The 25159-nt window shown below is 63.7% G+C and carries 28 protein-coding genes; 23 read left to right on the top strand and 5 right to left on the bottom strand.

Annotated elements, in window-relative coordinates:
* Positions 1-16: 16 nt before the first annotated feature.
* The 10 genes from BGP00_RS21715 to BGP00_RS21670 all read left to right on the top strand — a co-directional run bounded on the left by BGP00_RS21715 (position 17) and on the right by BGP00_RS21670 (position 7483).
* Positions 17-955: a FliM/FliN family flagellar motor switch protein gene (locus BGP00_RS21715; RefSeq protein ID WP_292688960.1), complete on the top strand. Its 939-nt coding sequence runs from the start codon at positions 17-19 to the stop codon at positions 953-955.
* A complete protein-coding gene (gene fliN, locus BGP00_RS21710) occupies positions 952-1281 on the top strand; it encodes a flagellar motor switch protein FliN (RefSeq protein WP_292688958.1) in 330 nt (109 codons plus the stop codon). The genes BGP00_RS21715 and fliN overlap by 4 nt, the downstream gene beginning before the upstream one ends.
* On the top strand, positions 1281-1607 hold the full coding sequence (locus tag BGP00_RS21705) for a flagellar biosynthetic protein FliO (RefSeq protein WP_168604285.1): 327 nt from the start codon (positions 1281-1283) through the stop codon (positions 1605-1607). Before fliN ends, BGP00_RS21705 begins: the two co-directional genes overlap by 1 nt.
* A 5-nt stretch (positions 1608-1612) precedes the next feature.
* Entirely contained in the window at positions 1613-2374 is a 762-nt protein-coding gene (gene fliP / locus BGP00_RS21700; protein ID WP_292688956.1) for a flagellar type III secretion system pore protein FliP, read from the top strand.
* On the top strand, positions 2374-2658 hold the full coding sequence (locus BGP00_RS21695) for a flagellar biosynthetic protein FliQ (protein WP_168604284.1): 285 nt from the start codon (positions 2374-2376) through the stop codon (positions 2656-2658). The genes fliP and BGP00_RS21695 overlap by 1 nt, the downstream gene beginning before the upstream one ends.
* Positions 2659-2670: 12 nt before the next feature.
* The gene (gene fliR / locus BGP00_RS21690; RefSeq protein WP_292688954.1) at positions 2671-3453 is read left to right on the top strand and encodes a flagellar biosynthetic protein FliR; all 783 of its coding nucleotides are present in this window, start codon (positions 2671-2673) and stop codon (positions 3451-3453) included.
* Between the two features lie 4 nt (positions 3454-3457).
* Positions 3458-4621, top strand: coding sequence for an EscU/YscU/HrcU family type III secretion system export apparatus switch protein (locus BGP00_RS21685; RefSeq protein WP_292688952.1), 1164 nt, complete (start codon positions 3458-3460; stop codon positions 4619-4621).
* 30 nt (positions 4622-4651) lie between these two features.
* Positions 4652-6169, top strand: a complete 1518-nt coding sequence (fliD, locus tag BGP00_RS21680; protein ID WP_292688950.1) for a flagellar filament capping protein FliD — start codon at positions 4652-4654, stop codon at positions 6167-6169.
* Positions 6170-6184: 15 nt separating this feature from the next.
* A complete protein-coding gene (locus tag BGP00_RS21675; RefSeq protein WP_292688948.1) occupies positions 6185-6562 on the top strand; it encodes a flagellar protein FliS in 378 nt (125 codons plus the stop codon).
* Positions 6563-6880: 318 nt separating this feature from the next.
* Positions 6881-7483: a LuxR C-terminal-related transcriptional regulator gene (locus BGP00_RS21670; RefSeq protein WP_168604279.1), complete on the top strand. Its 603-nt coding sequence runs from the start codon at positions 6881-6883 to the stop codon at positions 7481-7483.
* A 22-nt stretch (positions 7484-7505) separates the two neighbouring features.
* Here BGP00_RS21670 and BGP00_RS21665 read toward each other — a convergent pair whose 3' ends face one another.
* Both BGP00_RS21665 and BGP00_RS21660 read right to left on the bottom strand, forming a co-directional pair.
* Positions 7506-7652 (bottom strand): hypothetical protein, encoded by a 147-nt coding sequence (locus BGP00_RS21665; protein WP_292688945.1) that lies wholly within the window; start codon positions 7650-7652, stop codon positions 7506-7508.
* Positions 7653-7898: 246 nt separating this feature from the next.
* Positions 7899-8930, bottom strand: a complete 1032-nt coding sequence (locus tag BGP00_RS21660) for a chemotaxis protein CheB (RefSeq protein ID WP_168604278.1) — start codon at positions 8928-8930, stop codon at positions 7899-7901.
* Positions 8931-9166: 236 nt separating this feature from the next.
* Here BGP00_RS21660 and BGP00_RS21655 point away from each other — a divergent pair, with 236 nt between their 5' ends.
* The 10 genes from BGP00_RS21655 to BGP00_RS21610 all read left to right on the top strand — a co-directional run bounded on the left by BGP00_RS21655 (position 9167) and on the right by BGP00_RS21610 (position 18831).
* Positions 9167-11074 carry a HAMP domain-containing methyl-accepting chemotaxis protein gene (locus BGP00_RS21655; protein ID WP_292688942.1) on the top strand — a complete coding sequence of 636 codons (1908 nt, stop codon included), beginning with the start codon at positions 9167-9169 and terminating at the stop codon, positions 11072-11074.
* A 143-nt stretch (positions 11075-11217) separates the two neighbouring features.
* A complete protein-coding gene (locus BGP00_RS21650) occupies positions 11218-12711 on the top strand; it encodes a methyl-accepting chemotaxis protein (RefSeq protein ID WP_292688940.1) in 1494 nt (497 codons plus the stop codon).
* 39 nt (positions 12712-12750) lie between these two features.
* On the top strand, positions 12751-13014 hold the full coding sequence (locus BGP00_RS21645) for an STAS domain-containing protein (protein WP_273617324.1): 264 nt from the start codon (positions 12751-12753) through the stop codon (positions 13012-13014).
* Positions 13011-15224 carry a chemotaxis protein CheA gene (locus BGP00_RS21640; protein WP_292688937.1) on the top strand — a complete coding sequence of 738 codons (2214 nt, stop codon included), beginning with the start codon at positions 13011-13013 and terminating at the stop codon, positions 15222-15224. Before BGP00_RS21645 ends, BGP00_RS21640 begins: the two co-directional genes overlap by 4 nt.
* Positions 15221-16102 (top strand): protein-glutamate O-methyltransferase CheR, encoded by an 882-nt coding sequence (locus BGP00_RS21635; RefSeq protein WP_292688935.1) that lies wholly within the window; start codon positions 15221-15223, stop codon positions 16100-16102. Before BGP00_RS21640 ends, BGP00_RS21635 begins: the two co-directional genes overlap by 4 nt.
* Entirely contained in the window at positions 16099-17124 is a 1026-nt protein-coding gene (locus BGP00_RS21630; protein WP_292688933.1) for a chemotaxis response regulator protein-glutamate methylesterase, read from the top strand. Before BGP00_RS21635 ends, BGP00_RS21630 begins: the two co-directional genes overlap by 4 nt.
* A gap of 17 nt (positions 17125-17141) precedes the next feature.
* Positions 17142-17693: a chemotaxis protein CheD gene (locus BGP00_RS21625; RefSeq protein WP_168604273.1), complete on the top strand. Its 552-nt coding sequence runs from the start codon at positions 17142-17144 to the stop codon at positions 17691-17693.
* Positions 17694-17711: 18 nt separating this feature from the next.
* Positions 17712-18083, top strand: a complete 372-nt coding sequence (locus tag BGP00_RS21620) for a response regulator (protein WP_168604272.1) — start codon at positions 17712-17714, stop codon at positions 18081-18083.
* Between the two features lie 20 nt (positions 18084-18103).
* Positions 18104-18544, top strand: a complete 441-nt coding sequence (locus BGP00_RS21615) for a chemotaxis protein CheW (protein WP_168604271.1) — start codon at positions 18104-18106, stop codon at positions 18542-18544.
* The gene (locus BGP00_RS21610; RefSeq protein WP_246870199.1) at positions 18541-18831 is read left to right on the top strand and encodes a hypothetical protein; all 291 of its coding nucleotides are present in this window, start codon (positions 18541-18543) and stop codon (positions 18829-18831) included. Before BGP00_RS21615 ends, BGP00_RS21610 begins: the two co-directional genes overlap by 4 nt.
* A gap of 57 nt (positions 18832-18888) precedes the next feature.
* Here the strand turns inward: BGP00_RS21610 and BGP00_RS21605 are convergent, their stop codons facing one another.
* Positions 18889-19440 carry a hypothetical protein gene (locus BGP00_RS21605; RefSeq protein WP_292688929.1) on the bottom strand — a complete coding sequence of 184 codons (552 nt, stop codon included), beginning with the start codon at positions 19438-19440 and terminating at the stop codon, positions 18889-18891.
* A gap of 419 nt (positions 19441-19859) precedes the next feature.
* On the opposite strand from BGP00_RS21605, the gene BGP00_RS21600 reads away from it, so the two are divergent.
* Positions 19860-20030: a hypothetical protein gene (locus tag BGP00_RS21600; RefSeq protein ID WP_292688927.1), complete on the top strand. Its 171-nt coding sequence runs from the start codon at positions 19860-19862 to the stop codon at positions 20028-20030.
* Positions 20031-20474: 444 nt separating this feature from the next.
* Here the strand turns inward: BGP00_RS21600 and BGP00_RS21595 are convergent, their stop codons facing one another.
* Positions 20475-23138: a TonB-dependent receptor gene (locus tag BGP00_RS21595; protein WP_292688925.1), complete on the bottom strand. Its 2664-nt coding sequence runs from the start codon at positions 23136-23138 to the stop codon at positions 20475-20477.
* 33 nt (positions 23139-23171) lie between these two features.
* On the opposite strand from BGP00_RS21595, the gene BGP00_RS21590 reads away from it, so the two are divergent.
* Together BGP00_RS21590 and BGP00_RS21585 are read left to right on the top strand one after the other, a co-directional pair.
* Positions 23172-23432 (top strand): hypothetical protein, encoded by a 261-nt coding sequence (locus BGP00_RS21590; protein WP_292688923.1) that lies wholly within the window; start codon positions 23172-23174, stop codon positions 23430-23432.
* Positions 23433-23448: 16 nt separating this feature from the next.
* A complete protein-coding gene (locus BGP00_RS21585) occupies positions 23449-23973 on the top strand; it encodes a Rid family hydrolase (protein ID WP_168604266.1) in 525 nt (174 codons plus the stop codon).
* A gap of 269 nt (positions 23974-24242) precedes the next feature.
* On the opposite strand, the gene BGP00_RS21580 is transcribed toward BGP00_RS21585, so the two are convergent.
* Positions 24243-25157, bottom strand: a complete 915-nt coding sequence (locus tag BGP00_RS21580) for a DNA-binding response regulator (RefSeq protein ID WP_292688920.1) — start codon at positions 25155-25157, stop codon at positions 24243-24245.
* Positions 25158-25159 lie beyond the last annotated feature (2 nt).

Raw genomic sequence — 25159 nt, 5'->3', positions numbered from 1 at the left:
ACCGGAGACCCGCATCATGAAACCGCAGCGCGAGTTCATCGCCGAGCGCCCCCTGGCCGAGCATTGCCCCGAGCTGCTCAAGCGCGGCCCCGCGCCCGAAGACCTGCTGCATCTGCTGGAAAAGATGGGCCAGCGTTTTGCCCGCCGCCTGTCGGGCGCCTTTGCCCCGCTGATGGGCGGCGAGGCTCCGTTTGTCAGCTGCACCAGCCCGCGCGAAACCAAGCTGGCCAGCCTGAATTCCTCGATTGCCGCTCTGGCCGCCAACAGCCTGCTGGCGGTGGGCGGGCCGCAGACGCCGATGCTGGTGTCGATCGAGGCCGAACCTGTGCTGCGCATCGTTGATCGCGCCTTTGGCGGCAAGGGCGAGGCCCCGGCCCCCCTGCCCAAGCAATTTCCGCCCGCCGCCGATCTGATGATCGCCCGGCTTGAAGTGCTGCTGGCCGAACACCTGATGGCGGCCGTGGCGGCCACGGCCGGGCGCGGCGGCGATGTCGAAATGCCCGAGATCGCCGCCATGCGCCGCAGCGGCAGCCTGATCGACCTGTCGCCTTTCGACGACAATCTGCCGCTGGCCATGCTGTCGCTGGAGGTGGACGATGGCGGGGTTCTGCCCTGGCTGATGACGGTGGCGATGCCCTTTGCCACGCTCGGGCGGATCTTTGGCTATGCCGAAAAGCCCGCGCGCCGCGCCGCGCCCTATTATCGTGGCGATCCGACGGCCGCGCCCTTTGGCGATGTGCCGGTTACGCTCAGCGCAGTGCTGGTGGACATGCGCGTGCCCTTCCCCGCGATTGCCACGCTGGCGCCCGGCGTCATCCTGCCGGTTTCGGTCTCGCGCCAGATTCCCCTGCGCGTGGGCGAAAACACCATCGCCCATGGCACCGTGGGCACGATGGACGACCGCGTGGCCGTAAAAATCGACAAAGCCTTTACCGATGAGAGGAATAACCCATGAATTTCGAAACTTCGCAGGGCTTTGGCGCGCGCGGCTTTGACTTCCTCAAGGATGTCGATGTGCGCCTCTCGGTCGAATTGGGCCGGACCGACATGAAGCTGAAAGACGTTCTGGCGCTGGGCGAGGAAAGCGTGGTGCTGCTCGACCGGCTGACCGATGAACTGCTCGACGTGATGGTCAACGGCAAGGTGATCGCCAAGGGCGAGATCGTGGCGCAGGGCAACCGCTTTGGCCTGCGCATCGTGGAAATGGCCGGGGCCGAGGACAGCCCCGAAATGCCCGCCCCCACCGCGCGCGGTCGCGGCAGGGCCTCGGACGCCGAATAATGCTGTGGTATATCGCCAAGCTGTTGATCCTCCTGCCGCTGATCGGCGGCATGATCTGGGGCAGCCTGAAACTCTCGCAGAAATTCCAGTCGCGCTTTATGGCCGCCGGGCAGGGCCGCCGCATCCGCATCGTGGAAACCGTGATGCTCAGCCCGACCCAGAAGCTGGCGGTGATCGCCTTTCACGGGCGCGAAATTCTGGTGGCCAGCACGCGCCATGGCATGACGCGCCTGTCCGAAGTCGAAGTGATCGACGGCGAGGCGTTTGAGGAAAATTTCCGCGACGGGGCCGATTTCGCCCAGACCTTGCGGAGGATCGACAAGTGAGACGGATGATCCGCGCCCTTTGGGCGATCCCCATGCTGTTGCACGCGGGCGCGGCCATGGCGCAGGCCGCCCCGCCGGGGTCGGCCATTCCGGGCGCGCTGGACCGCGCGTTCTCGTCCATGAACGGCGGGCCGGGGGGCGGCATGACGCTCTCGATGCAGATGCTGCTCATCATGGGCCTGCTCTCGGTCCTGCCCACGCTGATCCTGATGATGACCAGCTTTACCCGCGTGCTGGTGGTGTTTTCGATCCTCCGGCAAGCGATGGGGTTGCAGCAATCGCCGCCCAATCAGGTGTTGATCGGGCTGGCGCTGTTCCTCTCCCTCTTCATCATGACGCCCACGCTCGACAAGGTGAACGCCAACGCGATCACCCCCTATTCGGCGGGACAGATCAACGCCCAGCAGGCGATTGCGGCATCGGGGGTGGAATTTCACGCCTTCATGATCCGCCAGACGCGCCGCGCCGACCTGCAAATGTTTGCCGATATGGCCAAGGCGCCCAAATTCAACCGACCCGAGGATGTGCCCTTTTCAATCCTGCTGCCGGCCTATGTCACGTCTGAGCTGAAAACCGCGTTTCAGATCGGCTTCATGCTCTATCTGCCCTTTCTGGTGATCGACCTTGTGGTCTCGGCGGTGCTGATGAGCCTTGGCATGATGATGCTCAGCCCGGCGATGATCTCCTTGCCCTTCAAGCTCTTGCTTTTCGTACTGGTCGACGGCTGGGCGCTGCTGATGGGCAGCCTTGCGGCGTCCTTCAACTGATGGACGAGACATCCCCCCTCCTCGCTCTGGCCGACCGGATGCTGTATGTGGTGGCGCTGTGCGGCGCGCCGGTGCTGCTTACCAGCCTTGCCGTCGGCCTTGTCGTCTCGATCTTTCAGGCGGCCACTTCCGTCAACGAACAGACCTTAACCTTTATCCCCAAGGTGGTGGCCACCGGGCTGGTGCTGGTGCTGTTTGGCGCGGGAATGCTGGGGCTGATCGAGGATTTTGCCCGCGAGATCTTTGCCGCCATCGCCCATCTGGGCGCGATGCCCGGTCAATAGGGGCGGCGCGCGATGATCGGCCTCGATTTCGGCTTTGGCCCGCTTCAGGATGAATTCTTCCGCTGGATGTTCCTGATGACGCGGATCGGAGCCGCGCTGGTGGCCGCGCCCTTTTTCGGCATGATGAACATTCCGGTGCAGGTCCGCGTGATTACCGCAGGCGCGATTGCCGTGCTGGTAGCGGCCTGGACCGATACGGCGATGCCCGCCCATCTCTTCTCGCTCTCGGGCCTGCTGGCGGTGGCGGGCGAGGTGCTGGTGGGCACGGTGATGGGCTTTGTCCTGCAATTCGCCTTTGCCGCCCCGGCGATTGCCGCCGAACTGATCGGTTCTGGCATGGGCCTGTCGATGGCCTCGACGGTGGACCCGCAGAATGGCGCGCATTCGCCCGCGCTGGGCCAATATTTCACCGTGGTGCTGACGCTGGTGTTCTTTGGCCTTGGGTGCCATCTGCAATGGATCGCGCTGGTGGTCAAAAGCTATGAGGTCTTTGCGCCGGGCCACACATGGATCGGGCCGGACCGGATACAGGCGATCCTCTCTTTCGGATCGGTGCTGTTTGCCACCGCCGTCGCCATGGCGCTGCCGGTGACGCTGCTGTTGCTGCTGGTGCTGGTGGTGGCGGGGGTCTTGTCACGCTCGGCCCCGGCGCTCAATCTTTTCTCGCTGGGCCTGCCTGCGGCGATTGCGGCCGGGTTTGCCGCCATGCTGGCCACCAGCCCGATGCTGACAGACCGGATGATCGAATTGTCCGCCGATGCGATACGCGCGACCGCGCGCATGATCGGAGCCTGAGGCCGTGGCGGAGGAAGGTCCCGGCGAAAAGACCCATGCCCCAACCGCCAAGCGGCTGAAAGAGGCTGCGGAAGGCGGCGATGTCCTACGCTCGCGCGATCTGGGCGTGGCGGTCACGATGCTGCTGGCCGCCGCCTTTTTGCGCACCGCCGGGCCGTGGATGCTCGACGCGCTGACCCAGGTGATGCGGACCGGCTTTACCTGGGACCGCGCCATCCTCGAGGATTTCAACCCCGCGCGCATGGCCGCCACGGCGCTGTGGCTGACCGCGCCGCCGGTGTTGGTGCTGGGCTTGTTGATGGCGGTGATGGCGGTGATAACACAGCTTGGCCCCTCGCCGGGCGGACGTTTCATGATGAGCAATGTCGCGCCCAAATTCAGCCGGTTGAACCCCATGTCGGGTTTCAAGCGCATGTTCGGCGTCAATGGCTGGATCGAGGTGGGCAAGGGCCTGCTCAAGCTGGGCCTGCTGGGCGCGATTGCGTGGTTCTGGGCCGGATCGCGGATTGAACCGATGCTTGAACTGGGCGCGGTGGGGCTGGCCGGGCAATTGAATTTTGCGTGGGACGCGCTGACCAGCCTGTTGTTTCAATTGGCGGGCGGGCTGATCCTCATCGCTCTGTTCGATTTTCCGGTGCAATGGATCCGCCGGATGCGGCGCTTGCGCATGAGCCTTGAGGAAATCAAGGAAGAGAACAAGCAGCAGGAAGGCAGCCCAGAGGCCAAGGGCGCGCAAAAGCGCCGCCAGCGCCAGATCGCCATGGGCGCCATCGCCACCGCCATGGCCAAGGCGCAATTCGTGGTCACCAACCCCACCCATTTCGCGATCGCGCTGACCTATGATCCCGAAGTGGCCGCCGCGCCCTATGTGCTGGCCAAGGGACGGGGCGAAAAGGCGCTGGCGATCCGCGAACTGGCGGCCGAATGCGCGCTGCCCTGTCTGGAATTTCCCGGACTTGCCCGCGCGATCTATTACACCACCCGCGAACAGCAGATGATCCGCGAGGAACTCTATATAGCGGTCGCGGCCGTTTTGTCCTTCGTTTATGCGCTGAAACGCGGCGAAAACCGTCCCGCGCCCACCATCGATGTGCCCGTCGATCTGCGTTTCGACGGCGATGGGCGTCCCGATCCGGCCAATGATTATGATCCCTTCGCAGCCCCTTAAGTCAGGCTCCCAACGGACGTTCTTTCAACCATGACCACCACCAGCGCCACAACCAGCACCAGCACGGCGTCGACCACCACGACGACCACGGCCAGTAGCTCATCGGCCAGCTCGGTCGGCTCCCAGTTGCTCACCTCGCTGGGCGTGGGGACCGGGGTGGACATGACCGCCATGGCGACCAACATCGCCACCGCGCAATATGCCACCCAGACCGACGCGGTGAACACCCGCCTGTCGAACGTGGCGCTCCAGATTTCTCAGGCGTCGCAGTTGAAGAGCGATCTCCTTACGCTCTCCTCGTCTTTTTCCTCGCTGGTCGACAGCGGCAATCTGTTGCCCGCGCCCACCGTCACCAACGCCTCGGTGGCCAGCGCCACGCTGCCCAGCGGCAGCAGCGGCATCACCGGCACCTATGCGCTCGAAGTCACCGCGCTGGCCCAGCCGCAGGTGCTGGCCACCACCAGCTTCTCCGCCAGTGCCGCGACGATGAAGCCGGGCACGCTGACCTTCAATTTCGGCGCGAGCAGCGGCAGCACCTTTACCGCCGACGCCAGCCATGCCCCCGCCACCATCACCATCGCCGATGGCGCCACGCTGGCCCAGGTGGCCAGCGCCGTGAACAGCGCGCGGATCGGCGTGACCGCCTATGTGGCCACCAATGCCAATGGATCGCAACTGGTGTTCAAGGGATCGGAAGGGGCCGCCAACGGCTTTACCATCACCGCCAATGACACCTCGACCGGCACCAGCACCGGGGCCAGCAGCCTGAGCACTCTGGCCTATGATCCGGGCGCGGCATCGGCCACCATCACGCGCCAGCAGTCCGCAGGCGATGCCGCCTACAAGCTGGACGGGATCAGCCGCACCAGCACGACCAACACGATCGACAACGCTGCCCCCGGCCTTTCGCTCAAGCTGACCGGCACCAACAACGGCAATCCCACCACGATCACCTATTCCGATCCGTCCAGCGGCATCACCTCGACCATGAGCAATCTGGTCAGCGCGCTCAACGCGATCATGACCGAGCTGAACACCGATATGTCGGCCGCGACCGGCAATCTGTATAACGATCAGGGCGCCAAGGCCGTCTCGCGCGCCTTTTCGCAACTGGCGGGCACGACGATCATGAAGAATGCCGCCGACGGCGAGCCCAAGACACTGGCCGATCTGGGCGTTTCGACCAAGAAGGACGGCTCTTTCGCGCTGGACACGACCAAGCTGGCCAAGGCGCTGTCGGACAATCCGGCTGCGGTGGCGGCGATGTTCACCAAGGGCGTCAACGGCATCTACAGCACGGTCTATAAAGTGACCTCGGCGCTGACGACCAGCACCGACACCGGGTCGCTGGCCGGATCGATCACGCGCTATACCGCGCAGCAAACCACGCTGACCACGCAGAAGAGCAAGCTGAGCGATCAGCAGGCAGCCCTGCGCGCAAGGCTGATCACACAATATGCCGCCGCCAACAGCGCGGTGGCCGCCTCCAATTCCACGCTGACCTATCTGAAGAACCAGATCGCGGCGTGGAACAAGACCGGCAATTAAGAAGGATCGCTCGACATGCTAGCCCGCCGCAATCCTGGCGAAGCCTATCGCCGGGTGGATTTTGACGCCCGAGTTTCCGGAGCCACGCCGGGCGAACTGGTGCGCCTTTGCTATGAACAGCTGATCTCCTCGCTGGGCGGCGCGCTGATCGCGGTGCAGCGCGGCGACAACCAGATGAAGAGCCAGATGCTGACCCGCGCGATTTCGGCGCTCAACGCGCTGCATATGGGCGTTGCGGGCGAGGATGGCATCGCCGCGGCGCTGATCCACTTCTATACCGCCACGCGCCGCGCGGTGCTGGACAGTGTGCTGGATTTCGACGCCGATACTATTGCGCAGGTGCGTCAGGACTTTATCGACATCTCCGAAAGCATGAGTCGGGCCGCGAATTGATGGGAATGACCGGCCGGATCGGCATGAGTTGTATAAAAATACGAGCCGATGAAGAAAAATTTCGCATCATTTTTTCATAAACTGAAACGCGAGATAAACAGAAAAATCGTTAGAATACAGCCGCTCGTCAGAAAATTTGGGATCAGGAACCGCAAGTCCTGAAAACCTCGGATTAGCTCTTACGTTCAAATACTTATCATCCCTTGAATGAAACGGTTTCGGATCGAACGCTACGCCGTAACGGAGCCAGTTAACGTCCAATGCCTAGGCAAGTTTTGCTAGGCATTAACCAAGATCACTTCTGGGGGTGAGGTTACATTGAACAACGGGACCAGCCTTTTTCTCGTCGATGGCGATGTCCGCCGTCGTGCCGCCATTTCTCACTGTCTGGCGGGCAGCACGGTGCATGTCGAACCTTTTGAGGATCCATCCGAACTTATCGCACGCTGGCCCAAAAACGGGCTGCTGCTGGTGCATGATGATGGCCGCTCCATCGGCATGCTGCTGGCCCAAATGGGCCGGTTGGGCCAATGGCTGCCCGTCATCGGCTTTGCCCAGGAGCCCAGCACGAGGCAGGTTGTGGGGGCCGTCCTCGAGGGCGCGATCGACTATGTTTCCTGGCCTTTCACGCGTGAGGAAATCATCGGCGTGGTCGAACAGGCCGAGGCCAAGGCCGAAGTCTTTGGCAGCGCCAAGCTGCGCGAGGCGCTGGCCCGCAGCCGGGTGGACCGCCTGACCAAGCGCGAGCGCGAAGTGCTGGCGGGTGTGGCGGGCGGCCTGTCGAACCGGATGATCGGGGAAAAGCTCTCGATCTCGCCGCGCACGGTGGAAATTCACCGCGCCAATATGCTGACCAAGATGGGCGCCAACCACACGTCAGAGGCGATCCGCATCGCGATCGAGGCGGCTCTGGTCAGCTGATTCGGGGGGATCAGCTAACCTATCAGGTTGATGCTTTTGGCAAAAACAAACGGCGCTCGATACGGGCGCCGTTTTTCATTTCGGGAGCAATGGGGGCAAAACCTGTCCGGAATGGCGGGATCTGCGCTTTCACCAAGGCGGCAGAAAGGGAATAAATTGCCCAATCCAAGAGCAATACCCCCGAACAAGCCCGAATGTCCCTTCCGATAAACAGCTTGCAGGATCGGCACGCCGAGGCGGCATCCCAAGGACAGCCGCCCGGAACAGATTGGCCCGATCCATTCACCCAAATGCCACGCCCCAAAAATGTGGCCATGCTGTTTATCGGCCCTGCCGCCGGGATGCCCGACCTGGCCGCTTTTCTGCCGCCGCCCTGCCGCCGTTCCAATGCGGCGGGGGGCGGCCTCTTTTTGCCTCAGCCCTGATTACAGGACGCCATCAGGGCCACGCCCAGCTCGTCGAGCGAAAGGACTTTTTCAGCGGCATTGGCGGCCACGGCCGCAGCGGGAGTTTCGCCAACCTTGGCGGTGGCGGGGTCCTCGACAAAGGTGCGCGAACCGGCATCGCGCAGCAGGCGCAGCCCCTTGGCCCCATCGCCGCCCATGCCGGTCAGAATCGCGCCGACCGCCGGCACGCCCGCGCGCGCCATCGTGCCGAACAGCAGCGTGGCCGAAGGGCGCGCGCCATCGACCGGATCGCGCTGGACCATGCGCAGGCGCGGCGGCGAACCGGGCTCGAACACGACATGCTTTTCCGGGTCGGCGGCAATATGGATCATGCCCGGCGTCAGCGTCGCACCGTCCTTGGCCATGCCGATCTTACACTTCAATTCGCCCGCCATGCGGCAGATGAACGTATCGACCAGCGCCGGTTCGCTCTGCAGCACGATCACCGTGGGCGGGCATTCGGCGGGGAAATCGACCAGCATCTGCGTTAACGCATCAATGCCGCCCATGGATGTGGCCATGGCCAAATAGTGACCGTTCCAAGTGAACTGCACTTCGCTGTGGCGCGCCTCGCGGTGGCCCGTTTTTTGCGCCTTCACATTGGAATTGGCCGCCGCCAGCACGATCTTGCCCAGCTTGCCAACGGTCTTGGCAAATTGCTCGGGCGTGGCCTTGAGCGGCTTGGGGAAACATTCCACCGCGCCCAGCGCATAGGCCTTGAGCGAGGTTTCGGTCCCGCTCTGTGTCAGCGAGGAGAGCATGACCACCGGCAGCGGGTTGGTGGCCATGATCTCTTCGAGAAATTCGATGCCGCTCATGCCCGGCATTTCCACATCCAGCGTCACCACATTGGGCTTGAGCTGGGCGATCTGGTCGCGGGCCTCGTCGGCATTGGCGGCGGTGCCGATCACGGTCACATTGCGCTGCTGCTCCAACACATCGGAAAACAGCGCTCGCATGGCGGCAGAATCGTCCACAACCAGCACACGTGCATCGTTCATTGTCGCAGCTTTCCCGTCTTACGTTGATAAACCGGCCGTATTGGCCTGTGCGGACATGTTTAACCGTGATTCACAAAGCAAATATCCGCCCCTAACTAAGTGGTTAGGCCTAATCCCCACCTAATCACAATTCAGCGCTGCGCCTGTAGCAACTCATGGCGGAACCGCGCAAACCGGGCGAAATTGGCCCCGGCGCGCCGGTTTTGGGCATTAAGAAAGATAAGGCAGCAGCGCGCATGAAACACCGATCCATTGCCAGGAAGACCCGCATCGGCGCCATGACCATCCTGTTTGTCCTGCTGACGGCGGGGTTGCTGGCCGGGTGGGGCTTTAACGATATAAGGCTGGGCGGGGCGCTGCATCGCCGCAATCAACAGGTCAGCGATTTCGTCGCCGACATCCTGCCCCCGCCCGAATATGTGATCGAAGGCTTTCTCGAAGCCAGCCTGCTGCACAACAATCCCGCGCTTCTGGCCGACAAGCGCAGCCGTCTGGGCGATCTGGAAAGGACCTTTCGGCAAAAGAGCAGCGATTGGGCGGCCTCGGACCTCGATGCCGATCTGAAACAGCAACTGGCCGGTCAGGCCCAGCGCAGCGGGGAACAGTTTTGGGCCGTCCTCGATGAAGACTTTCTGCCCGCCCTGTCGCGCGGCGATGCCCCCGGCGCGCAGGCCGCCTATGACCGATTGAGCGCCATTTACACCACCCATCGCGGCCAGATCGAGGCGCTGACGCAGGCCGCGCTGCTGCGGCAGAAGGACATTGCCGCCTCCAGCGCGACGACGATGTGGGCGATCATGGCGGGGCTTGGGCTGCTGGGCGTGGTCGTGCTGTGGCTGATTCTGGGGGCTTTGCGCTGGCAGCGCCGCCATGTGCTCGAACCTCTGGCGCAAACCGCACAGGTGATGAGCCGGATGGCCGCAGGCGATCTGGAGGCCGGGCGCAGCACCCGCCACCGCGAGGATGAGATAGGGGCGATGACCGCCGCCATCGAAGTGTTCCGCGCCGCGGCCCTCGCCGCGCGGGAAGCCGCCGCCCGCCAGCAGCGCGTGGTCGATTCGCTCTCGCAGGGTTTGCAGCGTCTGGCCGGGGGGCAATTGCATTACCGGATCCACACTCCGCTGGGCGAGGAATACGAGTCGCTGCGTCAGGACTTCAATGGCGCGATGCAGGAGTTGGGCGAGGCCATCGGCGGCGTGATGGCCACGGCCGCCCGGGTCGAGAAAGGCGCCTCGGAAATTCGCGGCGCCTCCGACGATCTGGCCCGCCGCAATGAAACCCACGCCGGCACGCTGGAGGAAATGGCCGCAACCATGGATCAGGTCACCCACACGATCCGCGAATCGGCCAGCCACGCCACCCATGTTCAAGGTTCGATCGCCCAGACCCATCAGGCCGCCGTGGCCGGGGGCGATGTGGTGGCCCGCGCCACGCAGGCGATGACGGGAATCGAGCGTTCATCCCAGGAAATCAACCAGATCATCAATGTGATCGACGGCATCGCCTTTCAGACCAACCTTCTCGCGCTGAACGCGGGCGTTGAGGCGGCGCGCGCAGGTGACGCGGGCAAGGGCTTTGCGGTCGTGGCCAATGAAGTGCGCGCTCTGGCCCAACGCAGCGCGGGCGCGGCCAAGGATATCAAGGCGCTGATCCACGCCTCGACCGATCAGGTGCTGGGCGGGGTGGCGCTGGTGCGCCAAACAGGGGCCGTGCTGGGCAATATCGTCGAGCAGGTCGGGCTCATCAACGCGCAGGTCAGCGACATGACCAGTTCGACCGAGTTGCAGGCCGCGTATCTGAGCGAAATCAACAAGGCGATCGCCCAAATGGACGGCATCACCCAGCAGAACGCGGCCATGTCCGAGCAGGCCAATGCCGCCGCGCGCAGTCTGGCCCAACAGGCGCAGGCAATGAATGCAATGGTGGGCCGGTTTGAAACGGACGATCCGCACATGCGCGGCTGGAATCAGAACCGGCAACAGGGCTGGAGCCGGGAATGGGATCGCGAGGATGACCGCGGCTGGAGCCGTGACCGGGGCCATGATCGAGGCCGCGAATGGGATCGGGCCGAGCCTGTCCCCTTCACCCGCAGCCGCAGGCGCGAATTCGCGCGCGAACAGGGCCAATTTTCTACCGCTGCGTGAAGATTGCCGCCCAATTTCCCCGCGATTCTACAGATGAGCCCGCAAACATGACGTTGCCAACCAAGGCCTATGATTAACCACAAGGGAAAGCGTGTCTTTCGGGCCTCTCATATTACCCGAAACTGACGCGGAGGGAACAGACAATGCTCGACTGGTTTGCAAAGCAGGCTCCGATCCGGACCAAATTCCATAGTTTGACGGCGCTGGTGGCGCTGATGGGCGCGGCGGGTGTCGCGGCCAATGTGATGCAGGACAATGGATCGCTGTCAGCGGGCGCGGCTCTGGCGGTATCAGCCGCCGCAGCCGTGCTGGCCGTTTTGTCCGTGGCGCTTGCCGGCCGGGTGATCGCCACGCCTTATGTCGCCACGGTCGAACGGATGGAAGGTCTGGCGGCCAATGATCTGACCAGCGCCATCCCCCACACGGAGAATGCCGATTGCGTGGGCCGCATCGCGCGGGCGATGGAAGTGTTCCGCGCCCATGCGCAGGAGCGCGAAGCCCAGCACCAGCAGCAGAAGCAACTGGCCGTTCTGTTCGACCATCTGGGCGAAGCGCTCAAAAAGATGGGGCGCAACCAGCTCGACTGCCAGATCCGCGAACCCTTTCCCGCGCCCTATGACGAGGTGCGCAAGGACTTCAACAATGCGGTGGGCGCTCTGGCCGATGCGATCGCGGCGGTGTCCGCCAGCGCGCGCCATGTGCTGAACGGCGCCAACGAGATCCACTCCGCCTCCAACGACCTGTCGAACCGCAACGAGCAGCAGGCCGCCACACTGGAGGAAACCGCCGCCGCGATGAACCAGGTGACCGAGGGTGTGCGCGAGAGCGCCCGCAGCGCGCATGATGTGCAAAAGTCGATCACCGAGGCGCATGAGGAAGCCACCGAGGGCGGCATCGTCGTCAGCCGCGCGGTGGAGGCCATGGCCGCCATCGAACGCAGCGCACAGGAGATCAACCAGATCATCGGCGTGATCGACGGCATCGCCTTCCAGACCAACCTGCTTGCACTGAACGCGGGCGTCGAGGCGGCGCGCGCGGGCGATGCGGGCAAGGGCTTTGCCGTGGTCGCCAACGAAGTGCGCGCGCTGGCCCAGCGCAGCGCGGATGCCGCCAAGGAAATCAAGGCGCTGATCACCACGTCGAGCGAGCAGGTGGCCGGAGGCGTCACGCTGGTGCGCGAAACCGGCACCTTGCTGGGCAAGATCGTGCACCGCGTGGGCGAGATCACGGGCCTCGTGGGCGAAATTGCCGAAAACGCCAATATTCAGGCCGACGGGCTGGAAATGGTCAACACCGCCGTGGGCGAGATGGACCGCGTGACCCAGCAGAATGCGGCGATGGTCGAACAGGCCACGGCCGCCGCGCGCAGCCTTGCCGATGAAGCGCGCGAATTGAACACTGTCGTCAGCCGGTTCCAGTCGGACGCGCTTGAGGACACATACGGCCAGCAAAACCGGCAACAGGGCCATGAAGCTGCGGTTCCCTTTGTCCGCCAGAGCGCCCGCAGCGCGCCCCGCCTTGCCGCCGCCCCGCCTCCGTCCCGCACGGCGGGCTCCGGTCAGGGCGGCATGGTCCAGGGCAATCTGGCCATCAAGCCGCAGGCCGAAGTCTCCACCGATGACTGGTCGGAATTCTAACCCTTCGGGCCCAGCCCCACACCCAAGACGGGAATTTGCATGATGCGCAAGATTGTCCTGCCCGCCCGATGCGACCGGGCCGCCGCCGAGGCATTGCTGCCCGAATTTCAGGCCGCGCTGGGCGCCGGGCCGCTGTCGATCGACGCCAGCGAAACCAGGCAGATCGGTCAGGCCATGCTGCAACTGTTGCTGAGCGCGCGGCGCACCGGCGATGGCGCGACGATCAATCCTTCCTCCGCCCTGCGCGATGCGGCCCGGCTGACGGGTCTGGAAAATGCGCTGTTTGAAGGGAATATGGTATGAGCCCGGAAGAAATTCAGGGAATTTTCTTCCTCGAATGCGAGGAATCGCTGGTAGCCGCCGAACAGGGGCTGGCCGCATGCAAGGCGGGAACCCAGGACAGCGACACCGTCAACGCGATTTTCCGTGCGGTCCATTCGATCAAGGGCGGCGCGGGCGCATTCGGCTTCGAGGCGCTTCAGGCCTTTACCCATACGTTTGAGACGCTGCTCTCGGATGTGCGCGAGAATCTGGTGCCGATCACGCCCACGCTGATCGATCTGCTGCTGCGCGCGCTCGATGTGCTGTCCGATCATGTGACGGCCGCGCGCGATGGCGGCAGCCCGCCCGAGGACGCCTCGCTGATCCGCGAGATGGAAGGCGCGATGGCGAATGCCCAGGGGCAACATGACGCGCCCGGCGAGCCCGAACCGACCGCCCCCACCCATGCCGTCACCTTTGACGAGGACGACCTGACCAGCGACCTCGACCTTGACGATCTGCTCAACGATCTGGCGGGCGGCAGTCCGGCAGGCGAGGATCCGTCGGCAGATGGCCCGGCCGGGGATGCCCCTGCGCCGGAGACCGGGTGGAAGGTCCACCTGCGCCCCCATGCGGGCGCGATGCGCAATGGCGGCGAACCGCTGCTGCTGCTGCGCGAATTGTCGGCACTGGGCGCGGTGGCGTGCGAATGCGATACGACCTCGATCCCGGCTCTTGATGATTTCGATCCGCATCAGGGCTATCTGGGCTGGACCTATCTGGTCCCTCAGGATGTCTCCGAGGCCAGCGTGCGCGATATCTTCGATTTCGTGGGCGACGATTGCCCGATCGCCATCGGCCCGGACGCCACGATCCCGCCGATCCAGATCGAGCCGTCCAGCACCCTGCCCGCGCCCGCCCCTTCGGCGCCCAAGGCGGTGGCCCCCGCGCCCGCGCCGGTTGCCGCCCCTGTTCAGGCGCCCGTCGCGGCCAACCCGGCTCCTGCCCCCGCCGCCCCCGCACCTGCGCCCGAGGCGGCCGCAGGCAGCGCCCCGCCCGCCGCCCCCGCGCCCGGCCAGTCGATCCGCATCGATCTGGTCAAGCTGGACAAGCTGATCGACACGGTGGGCGAACTGGTGATCGCGCAGGCCATGCTGGCCCAGCGTCTGCAGAACGAGAATGTCCAGTCGGTCGAGGAACTGACCCTGCTGGAAAGCCTGACGCGCGACATTCAGGAAAGCGCGATGTCGATCCGCGCCCAGCCCATCGGCAGCGTGTTCAGCCGCGTGCCCCGCATCCTGCGCGAATTGTCGGCCAGCACGGGCAAGCATGTGAACCTGCAGGTCTTTGGTGAAACCACCGAACTGGACAAAACCGTCATCGAACGACTGGGCGAGCCTTTGACTCACCTGATCCGCAATGCGGTGGACCATGGCATCGAAAGCCCGGAAGACCGTCTGGCCAAGGGCAAGAGCGCCGAGGGCACTCTCACGCTTTCGGCCGAGCATCGCTCGGGCCGCATCCTCATCAAGATCGCCGACGATGGCGCGGGCATCAACCGCGCCCGCGTCTTTGCCAAGGCGGTGGAAAAGGGCATCGTCGCCCCCGATGCGGTGATGTCCAAGGAAGAGATCGAGCAATTGATCTTTGCCGCCGGTTTTTCGACCGCGGCCACCATCACCAATGTTTCGGGCCGCGGCGTGGGCATGGATGTGGTGCGCCAGAACGTCAAGGATCTGGGCGGGCGCATTTCCATCGAATCCGAAGAGGACAAGGGCACGACCTTCATCCTCACCCTGCCGCTGACGCTGGCCATTTCCGATGGCATGATCGTCAAGGTGGGCGACCAGACGCTGGTGGTGCCGCTGACCCATGTGGTGGAAAGCCTGCGCCCCGAACCCAAGGATGTGCAGGGCCTTGGCGCCAGCCGCCAGATGCTCAACGTGCGCGGGCGCTTCATTCCGGTCGTCTCGGTGGCCGAGGCGGTGGGCGCCTATGATGCGGTGGACAATCCTTCGCAGGGCGTGCTGATCGTGGTGGACACCGAAAGCGCAGGGCAGGCAGCCCTGCTGGTCGACAATATCTGGGACCAGCGCCAGTTCGTCATCAAGAGCCTGGACACGCATTACCGCAATGTCGACGGCGTGGCCGGCGCGACCATTCTGGGCGACGGGCGCGTGGCGCTGATCCTCAATGTCGACACGCTGGTCCAGGGCGCGGTTTCCGCCGGGTTCGGGCTTGAAGCGGCATGAGCACCGCGCCCGACCTTGCCAGCACCTTTGCCGATGCCATGCCCGGCATCAGCCCCGGCGTCTATGACGAGCGGGACTTCCGGGCCGTGGCGGCGATCGTGTACCGCGAGGCGGGGATCATGCTGCCCTCGGGCAAGGCGATGCTGGTCTATTCGCGCCTTGCGCCCTTGGTGCGCGCCAGCGGGCTTGGCACCTTTGCCGCCTATATCCGCCATGTCGAGGTCGATGCCGGGGAATTGCGCAAGACGATCAATGCGCTGACCACCAACCACACGTTCTTTTACCGCGAGGCGCATCATTTCGAGCATTTCGCCCGCGTGGCGCGCCCGCAATTGCTGGCCGATCTGAACCATGGCGAGGCGGTGCGCATGTGGTCGGCGGGATGTTCGAGCGGCGAGGAGGTGTTTTCGCTGACCATGACCATGCTGGGCCATGATCGCCACGAGGGCGCGCAGATCGCTCGCCGCGACATCCGCATTCTGGCCAGCGACATTGCCGACCACGCGCTGAAAAAGGCCAGCGAAGGGCGCTATGGCGTCAGCGATGGCGACGCCCTGCCCGCCGATCTGCGCCAGAACTGGACCGGCACGCAGGGCAAGGAGATGGTGATCGGGCCGGAGGCGCGTTCGCTGGTACAGTTCAAACGGCTGAATTTGCAGGGCGAATGGCCGATGCGCCGCCCGTTTCAGGTGATCTTCTGCCGCAATGTGATGATCTATTTCGACCAGCCGACCAAGGACCGGCTGGTCGCCCGCCTGGCCGAAGCGCTCAGCCCCGGCGGGTTCCTCTATATCGGCCATTCCGAGCGCGTGTCGGGCCCTGCCGAGGCCCTGCTCGAACCGGTCGGTCCCACGATTTACCACAGGAGAGGTCGGTGACGATCCGCGTCTTGATCATTGATGATTCGGCCACGATGCGCGCGGTGCTGGCCGCGCGCCTGTCGGGCAATCCGGATATTCAGGTGGTGGGCCTTGCCAACAATGCCTCCGAGGGGCGCCAGCTTATCAAGGAACTGGAGCCCGATGTCGTGACGCTGGACATCGAGATGCCGGGCATGAACGGCCTCGATTTCCTTGACAAGATCATGACGCTGCGGCCCATGCCGGTCATCATCGTCTCGGGCCTGACGGCGGCGGGCAGCGATGCCACGGCGCGCGCGCTCGCGCTGGGGGCGGTCGATTGCTATTGCAAGACCGACTATTCGGGCGCCGCGATGCAGGACGGCGGCAAGCTGGCCGGGATGGTGCGGCAAGCCGCGCAAGTGACCGTGCGCCGCCGCGCCACCGAAGTGCATCACATGGCCGATCCGGTCCGCGCGATCAGCGCCGGCCATGGTCGCACCAACACGCGGGTCATCGCCATCGGCTCCTCCACCGGCGGGGTCGAGGCGCTGCAGGTGCTGCTGCGCAATTTCCCCGAGGATTGCCCGCCCACGCTGATCGTTCAGCATGTCGATGCGCGCTTTGCCCCCGCCATTGCCCGCACGCTCAATCAGGCCTCGCCCGCCACGGTCCAACTGGCCGAACCGGACATGCCGCTCAAACGCGGCCATATCTATCTGGCGCCGGGCGATGATCGCCATCTGATGGTGGCGGGCGCCAACAGCCTTCATGCCAAACTGCGTCCGGGCGAACTGATTTCGGGCCATCGCCCCAGCGTGGACGCGCTTTTTGCCTCCGTGGCGCAGCGGATCGGGGCCGATGCCATCGGCATCCTGCTGACCGGTATGGGGGCTGACGGGGCCAAGGGCCTGCTGGCGATGAGCCAGGCAGGCGCGCTGACCATCGCGCAGGACGAGGCCAGTTGCACCGTCTTTGGGATGCCGCGCGTCGCCATTTCTCTGGGCGCGGCACAGGTTGTCGCCCCGCTGGGCCGGATTGCCCAACATGCCTTTTCGTAAATCGGGGGAAACCGAATATGCCTTTTGAATCCTCCCCCGCCTCACCCGTCACGCGGATCAACATCCTTCAGGGGCAGGCGCGTGTCTCGGCGGGCCCGCGCGTGGAATTTTCCACCGTGCTGGGCAGTTGCGTGGCCACATGCCTGTTCGATCCCGACATCGAGGTGGGCGGAATGAACCACTTCCTGCTGGCCGAACCGCCGCCCAACACCCACAGCGGCGATTTCGACGAGCATTACGGCGTCTATCTGATGGAGCTGCTGATCAACGAGATGCTGGCCCATGGTGCGGCCAAATCGCGGATGCGCGCCCATCTTTACGGCGGCGCCAATCTGAACAGCGGCTTTGCCCGGATCGGCACCAAGAACGCCGAATTCGCCCGCACCTTTCTGGCCAGCGAGCGCATCACCGTGGTGCGCGAAGATCTGGGCGGGATGAATGCACGCCGCGTCGATTTCCGCCCGGCGCGCGGCCAGGTGCGCTGTCGGACGGTGGAAAACACGCTGGCCCCCGAACCCAAACCCATCATGCGCCCCGCCGTGTCGCGCGGCGATGTCGAACTGTTTTAACGAAAGCGAGCCTGCCCCATGGATAAGACTACCCGCATTCTGACCGTTGACGACAGCGCAAGCATGCGCGCCCTGCTGAACCATGCGCTGACCAGCCAGGGCTTTGACGTTGCGCAGGCCGAGGACGGCGAAGTCGCCCTCGAATGGCTGGCGCTCAACGAGGTTGACGTGGTGATCACCGACATCAACATGCCGCGTCTGGACGGCTTTGGCCTGATCGAAAAGCTGCGTCAGGGCAACCGCCACCGCGACCGTCCGATTCTGGTGCTGACCACCGAATCGAGCGAGGAAAAGAAGGCCCGCGCCCGCGCCGCCGGCGCCACCGGCTGGATCGTCAAGCCGTTTGACCCGGAAAAGCTGGTCGCCGCCGTGCGCCGCGTTTCTCACTGATATTGGCAAAGGAGCGACCCATGCACCGTGAACTCATCACTTTCGAAGTCGGCGGGCAGGTTTTCGGCATCGACATCATGGCCATCCGCGAAATCCGCGCGTGGAGCCCGGCCACCCGTCTGCCCCGTGTGCCGCATTATGTGGCGGGCGTAGTCAATCTGCGCGGGTCTGTGCTGCCGGTGATCGATCTGGCCGCGCGGCTGGGCTGGGAACCGACCGAGCCGACGCCGCGCCATGCGATCATCGTCACGCAACTGGGCGCGCAGGTGTGCGGGCTGATCGTCGATTCGGTCAGCGACATCGTGACGCTCAACAATGACGCGCTGCAGCCTCCGCCCACCACCGCCAATGACAGCATCATCTCCTTCCTCGAAGGGCTGGCCGCGATTGAGGATCGCATGGTGATGGTGCTCAATCTGGCGGCGCTGGCCGATGGCGACGAGTTTGGCGAGGCCGCATGACCGAGGACAACGCCATGCCCGATCCCGCCCGCATCGCCGCCCATCTGACCACTGTGGCCGATGTCCTGGGCGAACTGGCCGCCGAGATCGAGGAGCTGGGCACCACGCTCTGCCTCGATCCGGCGATCATCGCCCATCATGTGGGCACGCTGCAATCGATCGATCTGATAGCGCAGAAACAGCGCTGGCTGGCCACGCTGCTTCATGCCGATTGCCCGCTGTCGGCGGTCGATACGATCGGGGTCGAGGCGCTCAAGGCGCGCTTTGCCGCGCCCCGCGCGCATTGATGAGACGCCGCGCCCCGCGCGCATTGATGAGACGCCGCGCCCCGCGCGCATGGAGCATCAGTTGAGCAGCGTCCCGGCGGGCCGCTGCCAAAGGTTGTCGGCATAGGCATCGCTGCCCTGCGACCGGGCATCACGCTCGCGCGCGGCGACGGCAACTGCCCCGTTGCTCTGGGTTACATGAGCCAGCGCGGCCAGCAGCGCCGAGGTCAGCGCCATGGCCAGACTGCCGCCTTCCGAGGTCACCTCCTCCTCCATGCCGGGCAGAAAGACCGAGGCGAGCCAGGCCCCTTCGATCGAGCGCGACATCAGGTAGCTGGCCTCTTCGGGCAGCAGCGCCAGCGCCACGCTGTCGAGCGCGCCCTGTTCGATCAGGCATTCGATGCGCGCCATGGGCGGCAAATGCGCAAGAGCCATGGCCAGATCGAATCCACCGGCCGCGCCGGGGGTCTCGGGCGCCTGCATCATCAGCGCATGGGCCACTCGCAGGCAATCCCCTTCGTCATCCGAGTCGGTCAGCACACAGTCGCGGCACAATTCGGCCAGTCGCAGGCGCCATTCGCCGATAGTCATCGTCAGGGCCTTGGTGGAGGTGTGGGTGCGTTGGGTCATGTCCATCTCTTCCGCCGCACCGTGGAAGGAATCAACGATAACGGATGTAGTAAACGGGCGCGAACTGTTCCGCTTTGAGACTTAACAGGTAGTTATCCGTATACCGCCCCTGCATCGCGTCACAAACTGGGACGGAATTAGCTCGATTTCGCACCTTTCTGGGCCATCGGCCGTGCAGCGACGGCGCCATCGCGAATCACGATTCCATCACTATTTCGCAAGTGCAGCAATGCATTCTGCCGCAACTTTGCGGCGCAGCATGCAATTCCTGTTGATGAAGGGGGGGATTTGTATTAATTGCCAAGACAAGCCCAAAAAGGGTGGCCAACAGAGGATTTACCCAGACCTTCGCCTTTGGCACGGGTTTTCGAAAATCACTGCCGGTCAGGAACAGTTAACTGTTCGCAGGAGAAGATGCCATGCGTTTCATGCTCGCCGCACTGTCGGCGGCCGGGGATTTTGACGCCTCGGTTACAGCAAGATACCCGGATCGCATCACCAATGCGAAGGCGGGGCGGCAGGCGGGGATTAACCCGGCTGCGGTGGTTTTTGGTCCGCCTGGTCAGGATGCGGTCAGAAATCCGCTTTAAGGAACAGTGCATGAGCGACCGGGAGGAGGCCCCGGCAAAACGGAAACAACAATCATATTGCCCACGCCCACTGCGTCTGGGGTCGTCAGGATCCAGCCGTTGACGGTTTGCCCCCTGCCAGATCGGCGGCTGAAGGCAGTGGGATCACCGGAAGAGCAGACGCGAGGCGAATGCGTCTTCCGTTCCCGGCATACCGGCATGCCGGATGTGCGAAAAAGGAAAGTTGGCCGTCCCCGCCGGTGGGACCCACAGCTTTCCGAACGCAGCCCCTCGGGGCTGCACCCCCCTTCACTTGCGTTCTTACGCAAGTGAACAAGCCGGCAGCGACGCATCGACCCCATCGCTGCCGGCTTGCTTTCTTTGCCCGCCAAACACCCAAAAGGCCGCCAAGGGGATTGCCCCAAGGCGGCCCTTTTGCATGGCCCTTATGGCCCGCTCAGGCGATCAGAACTTCACGCCCAGCTTGGCATAATAATAGCCGCCGTTGATCCCGACCGAGGAGAAGGAGGGATACTGGCTGACATAGGCGGTGGAGGCGACGTTGAACTGCTCCTGACGGCGCGCCGCGTCGATCTTGTCGGGATAGATGCCGAACAGGTTGTTGGCACCGATCGAGAACTTGACGTCGCGGGTAAAGGCAAAGGTGCCTTCCAGATCGGTCACGAACATCGTACCGACATGCTGGTAGTAGTCCTCAGCCTTCTGCGCCGACTGGGCCAGCAGCTTGGCCGGGCCATAGACCGATTCGCGCAGGTTGACGCTGAACTTGCCGCTTTCCCAATAGGTGTTGAAGGTCGCGCGCCACTTGGGCGTGGTGTCGGTCAGAGCAGACTTGGAATATTTGTCGAAAATGCCCTGAAGCGGGTTGATGTTCGAAGGCGCCGCATTGGTCGCCTTGATCGAGGTTTCGTTGTAATTGGCCGACAGCGAGAAATCGACACGCCCGCCCAGCGCGCGGGTGTTATACGTCGCAAGGAAGTCCACGCCGCGCGTCAGCGTGCTCAGACCGTTGACGAAAGAGTTGATGGTGAGCGAACCGGACTGGCCACCATTGATCGTGTCGATGATCGAGGTGATCGGCACGCCATTGTTATACAGCGCGGTCAACACCGAGGGCGAAACGATCACATTGCTGGGGCAATTGGCCGCCGTCAGGGCCGCAGACAGGTTGGTCGTGGGCGTATAACCGCCGGGCAGATATCTGCAGTTGTTCGAATAGCCCAGGAAGCCCGAGGACTGCACGATACGGTCGCGCAGATAGATCGAATAGGCATCGACCGTGATCGTCAGCTTGGGCAGCGGGTTGAGCACCAGACCAAGGCTGAGGTTGGTCGACTTTTCCGGCTTCAGGCCCGAAATGCCCAGCGCCTTGGCGCCCGCCGAATTGGGCGCGAAAATGCCCGAGAGCGAGGCCGGACCCACGTTGATGCCCGAATAGAAACCTTCGGCCAGCGTGGGGGCGCGGAAACCGGTCGAAACCGTGCCTCGCACCGCAATCGCCGGGCTGAAGTCGTAACGGCTGGTCAGTTTGAAGACGGTGGTGTCGCCAAAGTCGGAATAATGTTCATGACGCACTGCCCCGTCGACCAGCCACTTTTCCAGCGGCTTCAATGAAATGTCGAAATATTGCGAGAGGTTGGTGCGGCTGTTGTTGCTGGCATTGGCGGGCGAATAGCCGAAGAAGGACTGGATGCCCCCGCCCAGCTTGCCGGTGCCGACATAATAGGAGGCCACTTCGCCCGCGCCCAGCGCATAGGTGTCGCGGCGCCATTCGCCGCCCGCGGCCAGGTGGACCGGTTCGGACAGGCCGACTTCCAGCTCATGGGTGGCATCAAGGTTGACGGTCAATTGCGAGGCGGTGAACGAACCGTCGAACACATCGCGCGGAGTGTAACCGGCGCGGGTGGTCGTCGAAGAGTCATAGTAGAGCGCGGCATTGGCCGAGTTCACCACGTAGACCTTGTTGATGTCCTTGCCATAGGTGGCCGACAGGTCGATCGTGGATTTGCCGAAAGTGCCCTTGACCCCGCCGGTCCAGGCAAAGTCGGTTTCCTTCAGCGCTTCAAGCGGCGAGAAACCCAGCGGGAAAGGAATGTCGCCCGAGGCGACCGAACCGGCGGGCGGCGCCACCACCGCGCTTTGCCCATAGACCACGTTGGGCAGGCGGTAGTTCTGATAGGTGCTGCCCGTGCGGGTCGAATAGGAACCGAAAGAGTAGATCTCGATATCCTGAATGCCGGTATAGCCCATGTTATAGAACATGTTGGTGAGCGCCATGCGGCCATCGCCAAAGATGCGGTTCACATAGGGATAATTGGCCGCGCCCGTCAGGCCCGGAAAGCGCGAGAGCAGCGTGGCGCCCTGCGTCGTGCCCGAAACCACGCGCGGATCGACATCGCCGCGGAAGCTGTAATCCTTGACCTTATGCTGCACGGTCAGGTTCAGGTACATGTTCTCGACCGGCGCCATGCCGATATTGCCCGCCAGTTCATAGTTGAACCCGTCCCCGGCATAATACTGGCCCACCGAGCCGCTGATATAGCCGCCCTTGTCCTTCTTTTTCAGGATCAGGTTGACCACGCCCGCCACCGCGTCCGTGCCGTACTGGGCCGCCGCGCCATCCTGCAGCACTTCGACATGCTCGACCGCCTCCATGGGAATGAGGCCCATGTCGGGAGCGGCCGCGCCCGTCCACATCGCATTGGTCACCACCACGTTGGCAGTGCCGTGGCGGCGCTTGCCGTTGATCATCACCAGCGTGTGGTTGGGGTTCAGACCGCGCAACTTCACCGAGGGGTGGAACGCGGTCATGTCATTGCCGAAGGTCTGGATCTGGATGCTGGGCACCGAGAGCGAAAGCGCCTGGTTGATGTCAGAGCGGCCCGCGCGCGCCATCAGATCGGAGCTGAGCACCTGGACCGGGGCCGGGCTGTCGCCGGCCTTCAGGCCCGTGGTGCGCGTGCCGGTCACGATGATCGCAGTGCCCTCTTCGGGCGCGGCGGCGGCGGCAGGTTCGGCGGCATAGGCCGAGGTCGCACCCAGAACGGTGCTGGAAAGGAGCGTGGCGAGCGCAGCCTTCTTGATGGCCCGTATGTTAATGGCCTGCATGAAAGTCCCCCTGAACAGGCCGCGCATGCTGCGATGCAACAAAAGTCCCTCACCAAAAGCGCTTTCGCTTTTGATCTGGTACGCGGCGAAAATTTTAAAGCATTCGTGACGAGGGCAGACGACGCAGTTTCCCTCTACGTCGTCGCCCTTCGCAAATGCACAATTTTCCGTCCTAAATGCCCATACGCCGATTTGCGTACCGGCCTGTCAGGTGGCGAAACTGGACTGTTCAACGCGCAAAATCGCGACAATATGGCCACAGTTCTTCTGCCCGAAATGGCGCGTGTTACGTAAAGTGAGGAAGTCTATTATGCTGCGTAAAATGCTGAAAACCGCCGGCTGTGCCGCTCTGCTGCCGATCCTGATGGCGGCCGCTCCGGCCCAGGCGCAGGTGACTCGCATCAAGACCAACCCGTCCGCCTTCATTCTCGACGGCGTGCGCGTGGCGCCCGGCAATGAAATCTACTTCCTCTCGGGCCAGCTCGCCTCGCCCATCGACCCGGCCAAGGCCACCACGATGGAAGATTTCGGCGACACCAAGACCCAGACCGTCAGCGTGCTGAACAAGATCAAGAAGCAGCTCGAATCGCAGGGCTATTCGATCAAGGACGTGGTCAAGATGACGCTGTTCATCGCGGCCGATCCCAAGCTGGGCAAGATCGACTTTGCCGGGGCCAATGCCGGGTTCAAGGAATTCTTCGGCAGCGCGGAAAACCCCGACACCGTGGCCCGCTCGGCGTTTCAGGTGGCCAATCTGGTGGCCCCGCAATTCCTGATCGAGATCGAGGCGATTGCCGCCAAGAAGCCGGCCCCCGCCGCCAAGGCCAAGAAGTAAACCCGGCATAATTGGGAGAGTTAGCACCGGTTTCGGCGCGATGGTCGAACCGGTGCCTGTCGCCGCGTCATTCTTCGCCATTCAGGTGGCGCGGCGACAGTTTTTGTTGGGTGCGCTCAGGCCATCCGGCCTTCGCTTGCGGCGAGTCTCTGTTGGTTGGCAATCGGCTCCGCGATTTGCCCGGCACCGGCCCTCTCCCCCGGCCCTGCCACCCAATAGCTTACCCTGATAGGGTAACAGGACCGGGGGAGAGGACCGGCGCCGGGATCTTACTGCTCGATAATCCTGATCGCGATGGCGGCAGCAGCCGAACGCTTCTCGACGCCCAGCTTCACATAAATCCGCTCCAGATGCTTCTGAACGGTGCGCGGGCTGATATCCAGCACGTCGGAAATATCATTGCTGGCCTTGCCATAGCCCACCCACAGCAGCACCTCGGCCTCGCGCTGGGTCAGGTCCAGACTGTCGCGCAATTTGGCGACGTTCTGTTCGTGGCTGATTTCATTGAGGCGGATCAGCACCTCATTCTCGCGGTAATGGGCGATGACCAGCAATTCGAGCGAACTCTCGCCAAATTCACCCTTCACCGCCGACCCCGGCTTGCCCCCGCGCTGCAAAAGGCGCTCGACCAGCACCGACACCGCAGGCGGCAACCCGCCTTCGCGGCTCCACTCGGGCACCAGCCGCGCGATCGCCTGTTCGGCGCGCGGAGTGCACCACAGCATCCGCCCCTGCGCATCGGTGGCCATCATCAGGCGGCCGGTGGCATCAAGGCTGGCCACGCTGGCATGCATCGCGCGGCTTTGCGCCATATGCACCCGCACCCGCGCGATCAGTTCCATCAGATTGACCGGCTTGCGCACATAATCGGTGCCGCCCACCTCGAAGGCCTCGACCACATGCTCGCTCTCGGTCAGGCCGGTCATGAAGATCACCGGCACATTGGCCAGTTCGGGCCGCGCCTTGATCCGCGCGGTGGTTTCAAACCCGTCGATGCCGGGCATCACCGCATCCATCAGGATCAGATCGGGAAGGATATGGCCCAACAGATCAAGCGCAGCCTGCCCCGAGGTTGCCACCAGAACGCTCAATTCCGCGCCTTCCAACGCGGCGGTGAGCATGCGCAGCGAATCCGGTTCGTCATCGACGACCAGCACGGTCTGCGTATGAACAGGCAGCGACATGC

This window comes from Novosphingobium sp. 63-713 (genome assembly GCF_001898925.1).
Classification (GTDB): Bacteria; Pseudomonadota; Alphaproteobacteria; order Sphingomonadales; family Sphingomonadaceae; genus Novosphingobium.
This window is presented reverse-complemented; position numbering and strand designations above follow the sequence as displayed.

Excerpts from the sequence above, each read along its gene's own strand:
- BGP00_RS21635 (WP_292688935.1), top strand. The coding sequence starts at position 15,221 with ATGAGCACCGCGCCCGACCTTGCCAGCACCTTTGCCGATGCCATGCCC.
- BGP00_RS21695 (WP_168604284.1), top strand. The coding sequence starts at position 2,374 with ATGGACGAGACATCCCCCCTCCTCGCTCTGGCCGACCGGATGCTGTAT.
- BGP00_RS21645 (WP_273617324.1), top strand. The coding sequence starts at position 12,751 with ATGATGCGCAAGATTGTCCTGCCCGCCCGATGCGACCGGGCCGCCGCC.
- BGP00_RS21605 (WP_292688929.1), bottom strand. The coding sequence starts at position 19,440 with ATGACCCAACGCACCCACACCTCCACCAAGGCCCTGACGATGACTATC.
- BGP00_RS21610 (WP_246870199.1), top strand. The coding sequence starts at position 18,541 with ATGACCGAGGACAACGCCATGCCCGATCCCGCCCGCATCGCCGCCCAT.
- BGP00_RS21585 (WP_168604266.1), top strand. The coding sequence starts at position 23,449 with ATGCTGCGTAAAATGCTGAAAACCGCCGGCTGTGCCGCTCTGCTGCCG.
- BGP00_RS21705 (WP_168604285.1), top strand. The coding sequence starts at position 1,281 with ATGCTGTGGTATATCGCCAAGCTGTTGATCCTCCTGCCGCTGATCGGC.
- fliP (WP_292688956.1), top strand. The coding sequence starts at position 1,613 with ATGATCCGCGCCCTTTGGGCGATCCCCATGCTGTTGCACGCGGGCGCG.
- BGP00_RS21620 (WP_168604272.1), top strand. The coding sequence starts at position 17,712 with ATGGATAAGACTACCCGCATTCTGACCGTTGACGACAGCGCAAGCATG.
- BGP00_RS21580 (WP_292688920.1), bottom strand. The coding sequence starts at position 25,157 with ATGTCGCTGCCTGTTCATACGCAGACCGTGCTGGTCGTCGATGACGAA.
- BGP00_RS21655 (WP_292688942.1), top strand. The coding sequence starts at position 9,167 with ATGAAACACCGATCCATTGCCAGGAAGACCCGCATCGGCGCCATGACC.
- fliD (WP_292688950.1), top strand. The coding sequence starts at position 4,652 with ATGACCACCACCAGCGCCACAACCAGCACCAGCACGGCGTCGACCACC.
- BGP00_RS21590 (WP_292688923.1), top strand. The coding sequence starts at position 23,172 with ATGCAACAAAAGTCCCTCACCAAAAGCGCTTTCGCTTTTGATCTGGTA.
- BGP00_RS21595 (WP_292688925.1), bottom strand. The coding sequence starts at position 23,138 with ATGCAGGCCATTAACATACGGGCCATCAAGAAGGCTGCGCTCGCCACG.
- BGP00_RS21615 (WP_168604271.1), top strand. The coding sequence starts at position 18,104 with ATGCACCGTGAACTCATCACTTTCGAAGTCGGCGGGCAGGTTTTCGGC.
- BGP00_RS21640 (WP_292688937.1), top strand. The coding sequence starts at position 13,011 with ATGAGCCCGGAAGAAATTCAGGGAATTTTCTTCCTCGAATGCGAGGAA.
- BGP00_RS21625 (WP_168604273.1), top strand. The coding sequence starts at position 17,142 with ATGCCTTTTGAATCCTCCCCCGCCTCACCCGTCACGCGGATCAACATC.
- BGP00_RS21660 (WP_168604278.1), bottom strand. The coding sequence starts at position 8,930 with ATGAACGATGCACGTGTGCTGGTTGTGGACGATTCTGCCGCCATGCGA.
- BGP00_RS21715 (WP_292688960.1), top strand. The coding sequence starts at position 17 with ATGAAACCGCAGCGCGAGTTCATCGCCGAGCGCCCCCTGGCCGAGCAT.
- fliN (WP_292688958.1), top strand. The coding sequence starts at position 952 with ATGAATTTCGAAACTTCGCAGGGCTTTGGCGCGCGCGGCTTTGACTTC.
- BGP00_RS21650 (WP_292688940.1), top strand. The coding sequence starts at position 11,218 with ATGCTCGACTGGTTTGCAAAGCAGGCTCCGATCCGGACCAAATTCCAT.
- fliR (WP_292688954.1), top strand. The coding sequence starts at position 2,671 with ATGATCGGCCTCGATTTCGGCTTTGGCCCGCTTCAGGATGAATTCTTC.
- BGP00_RS21675 (WP_292688948.1), top strand. The coding sequence starts at position 6,185 with ATGCTAGCCCGCCGCAATCCTGGCGAAGCCTATCGCCGGGTGGATTTT.
- BGP00_RS21600 (WP_292688927.1), top strand. The coding sequence starts at position 19,860 with ATGCGTTTCATGCTCGCCGCACTGTCGGCGGCCGGGGATTTTGACGCC.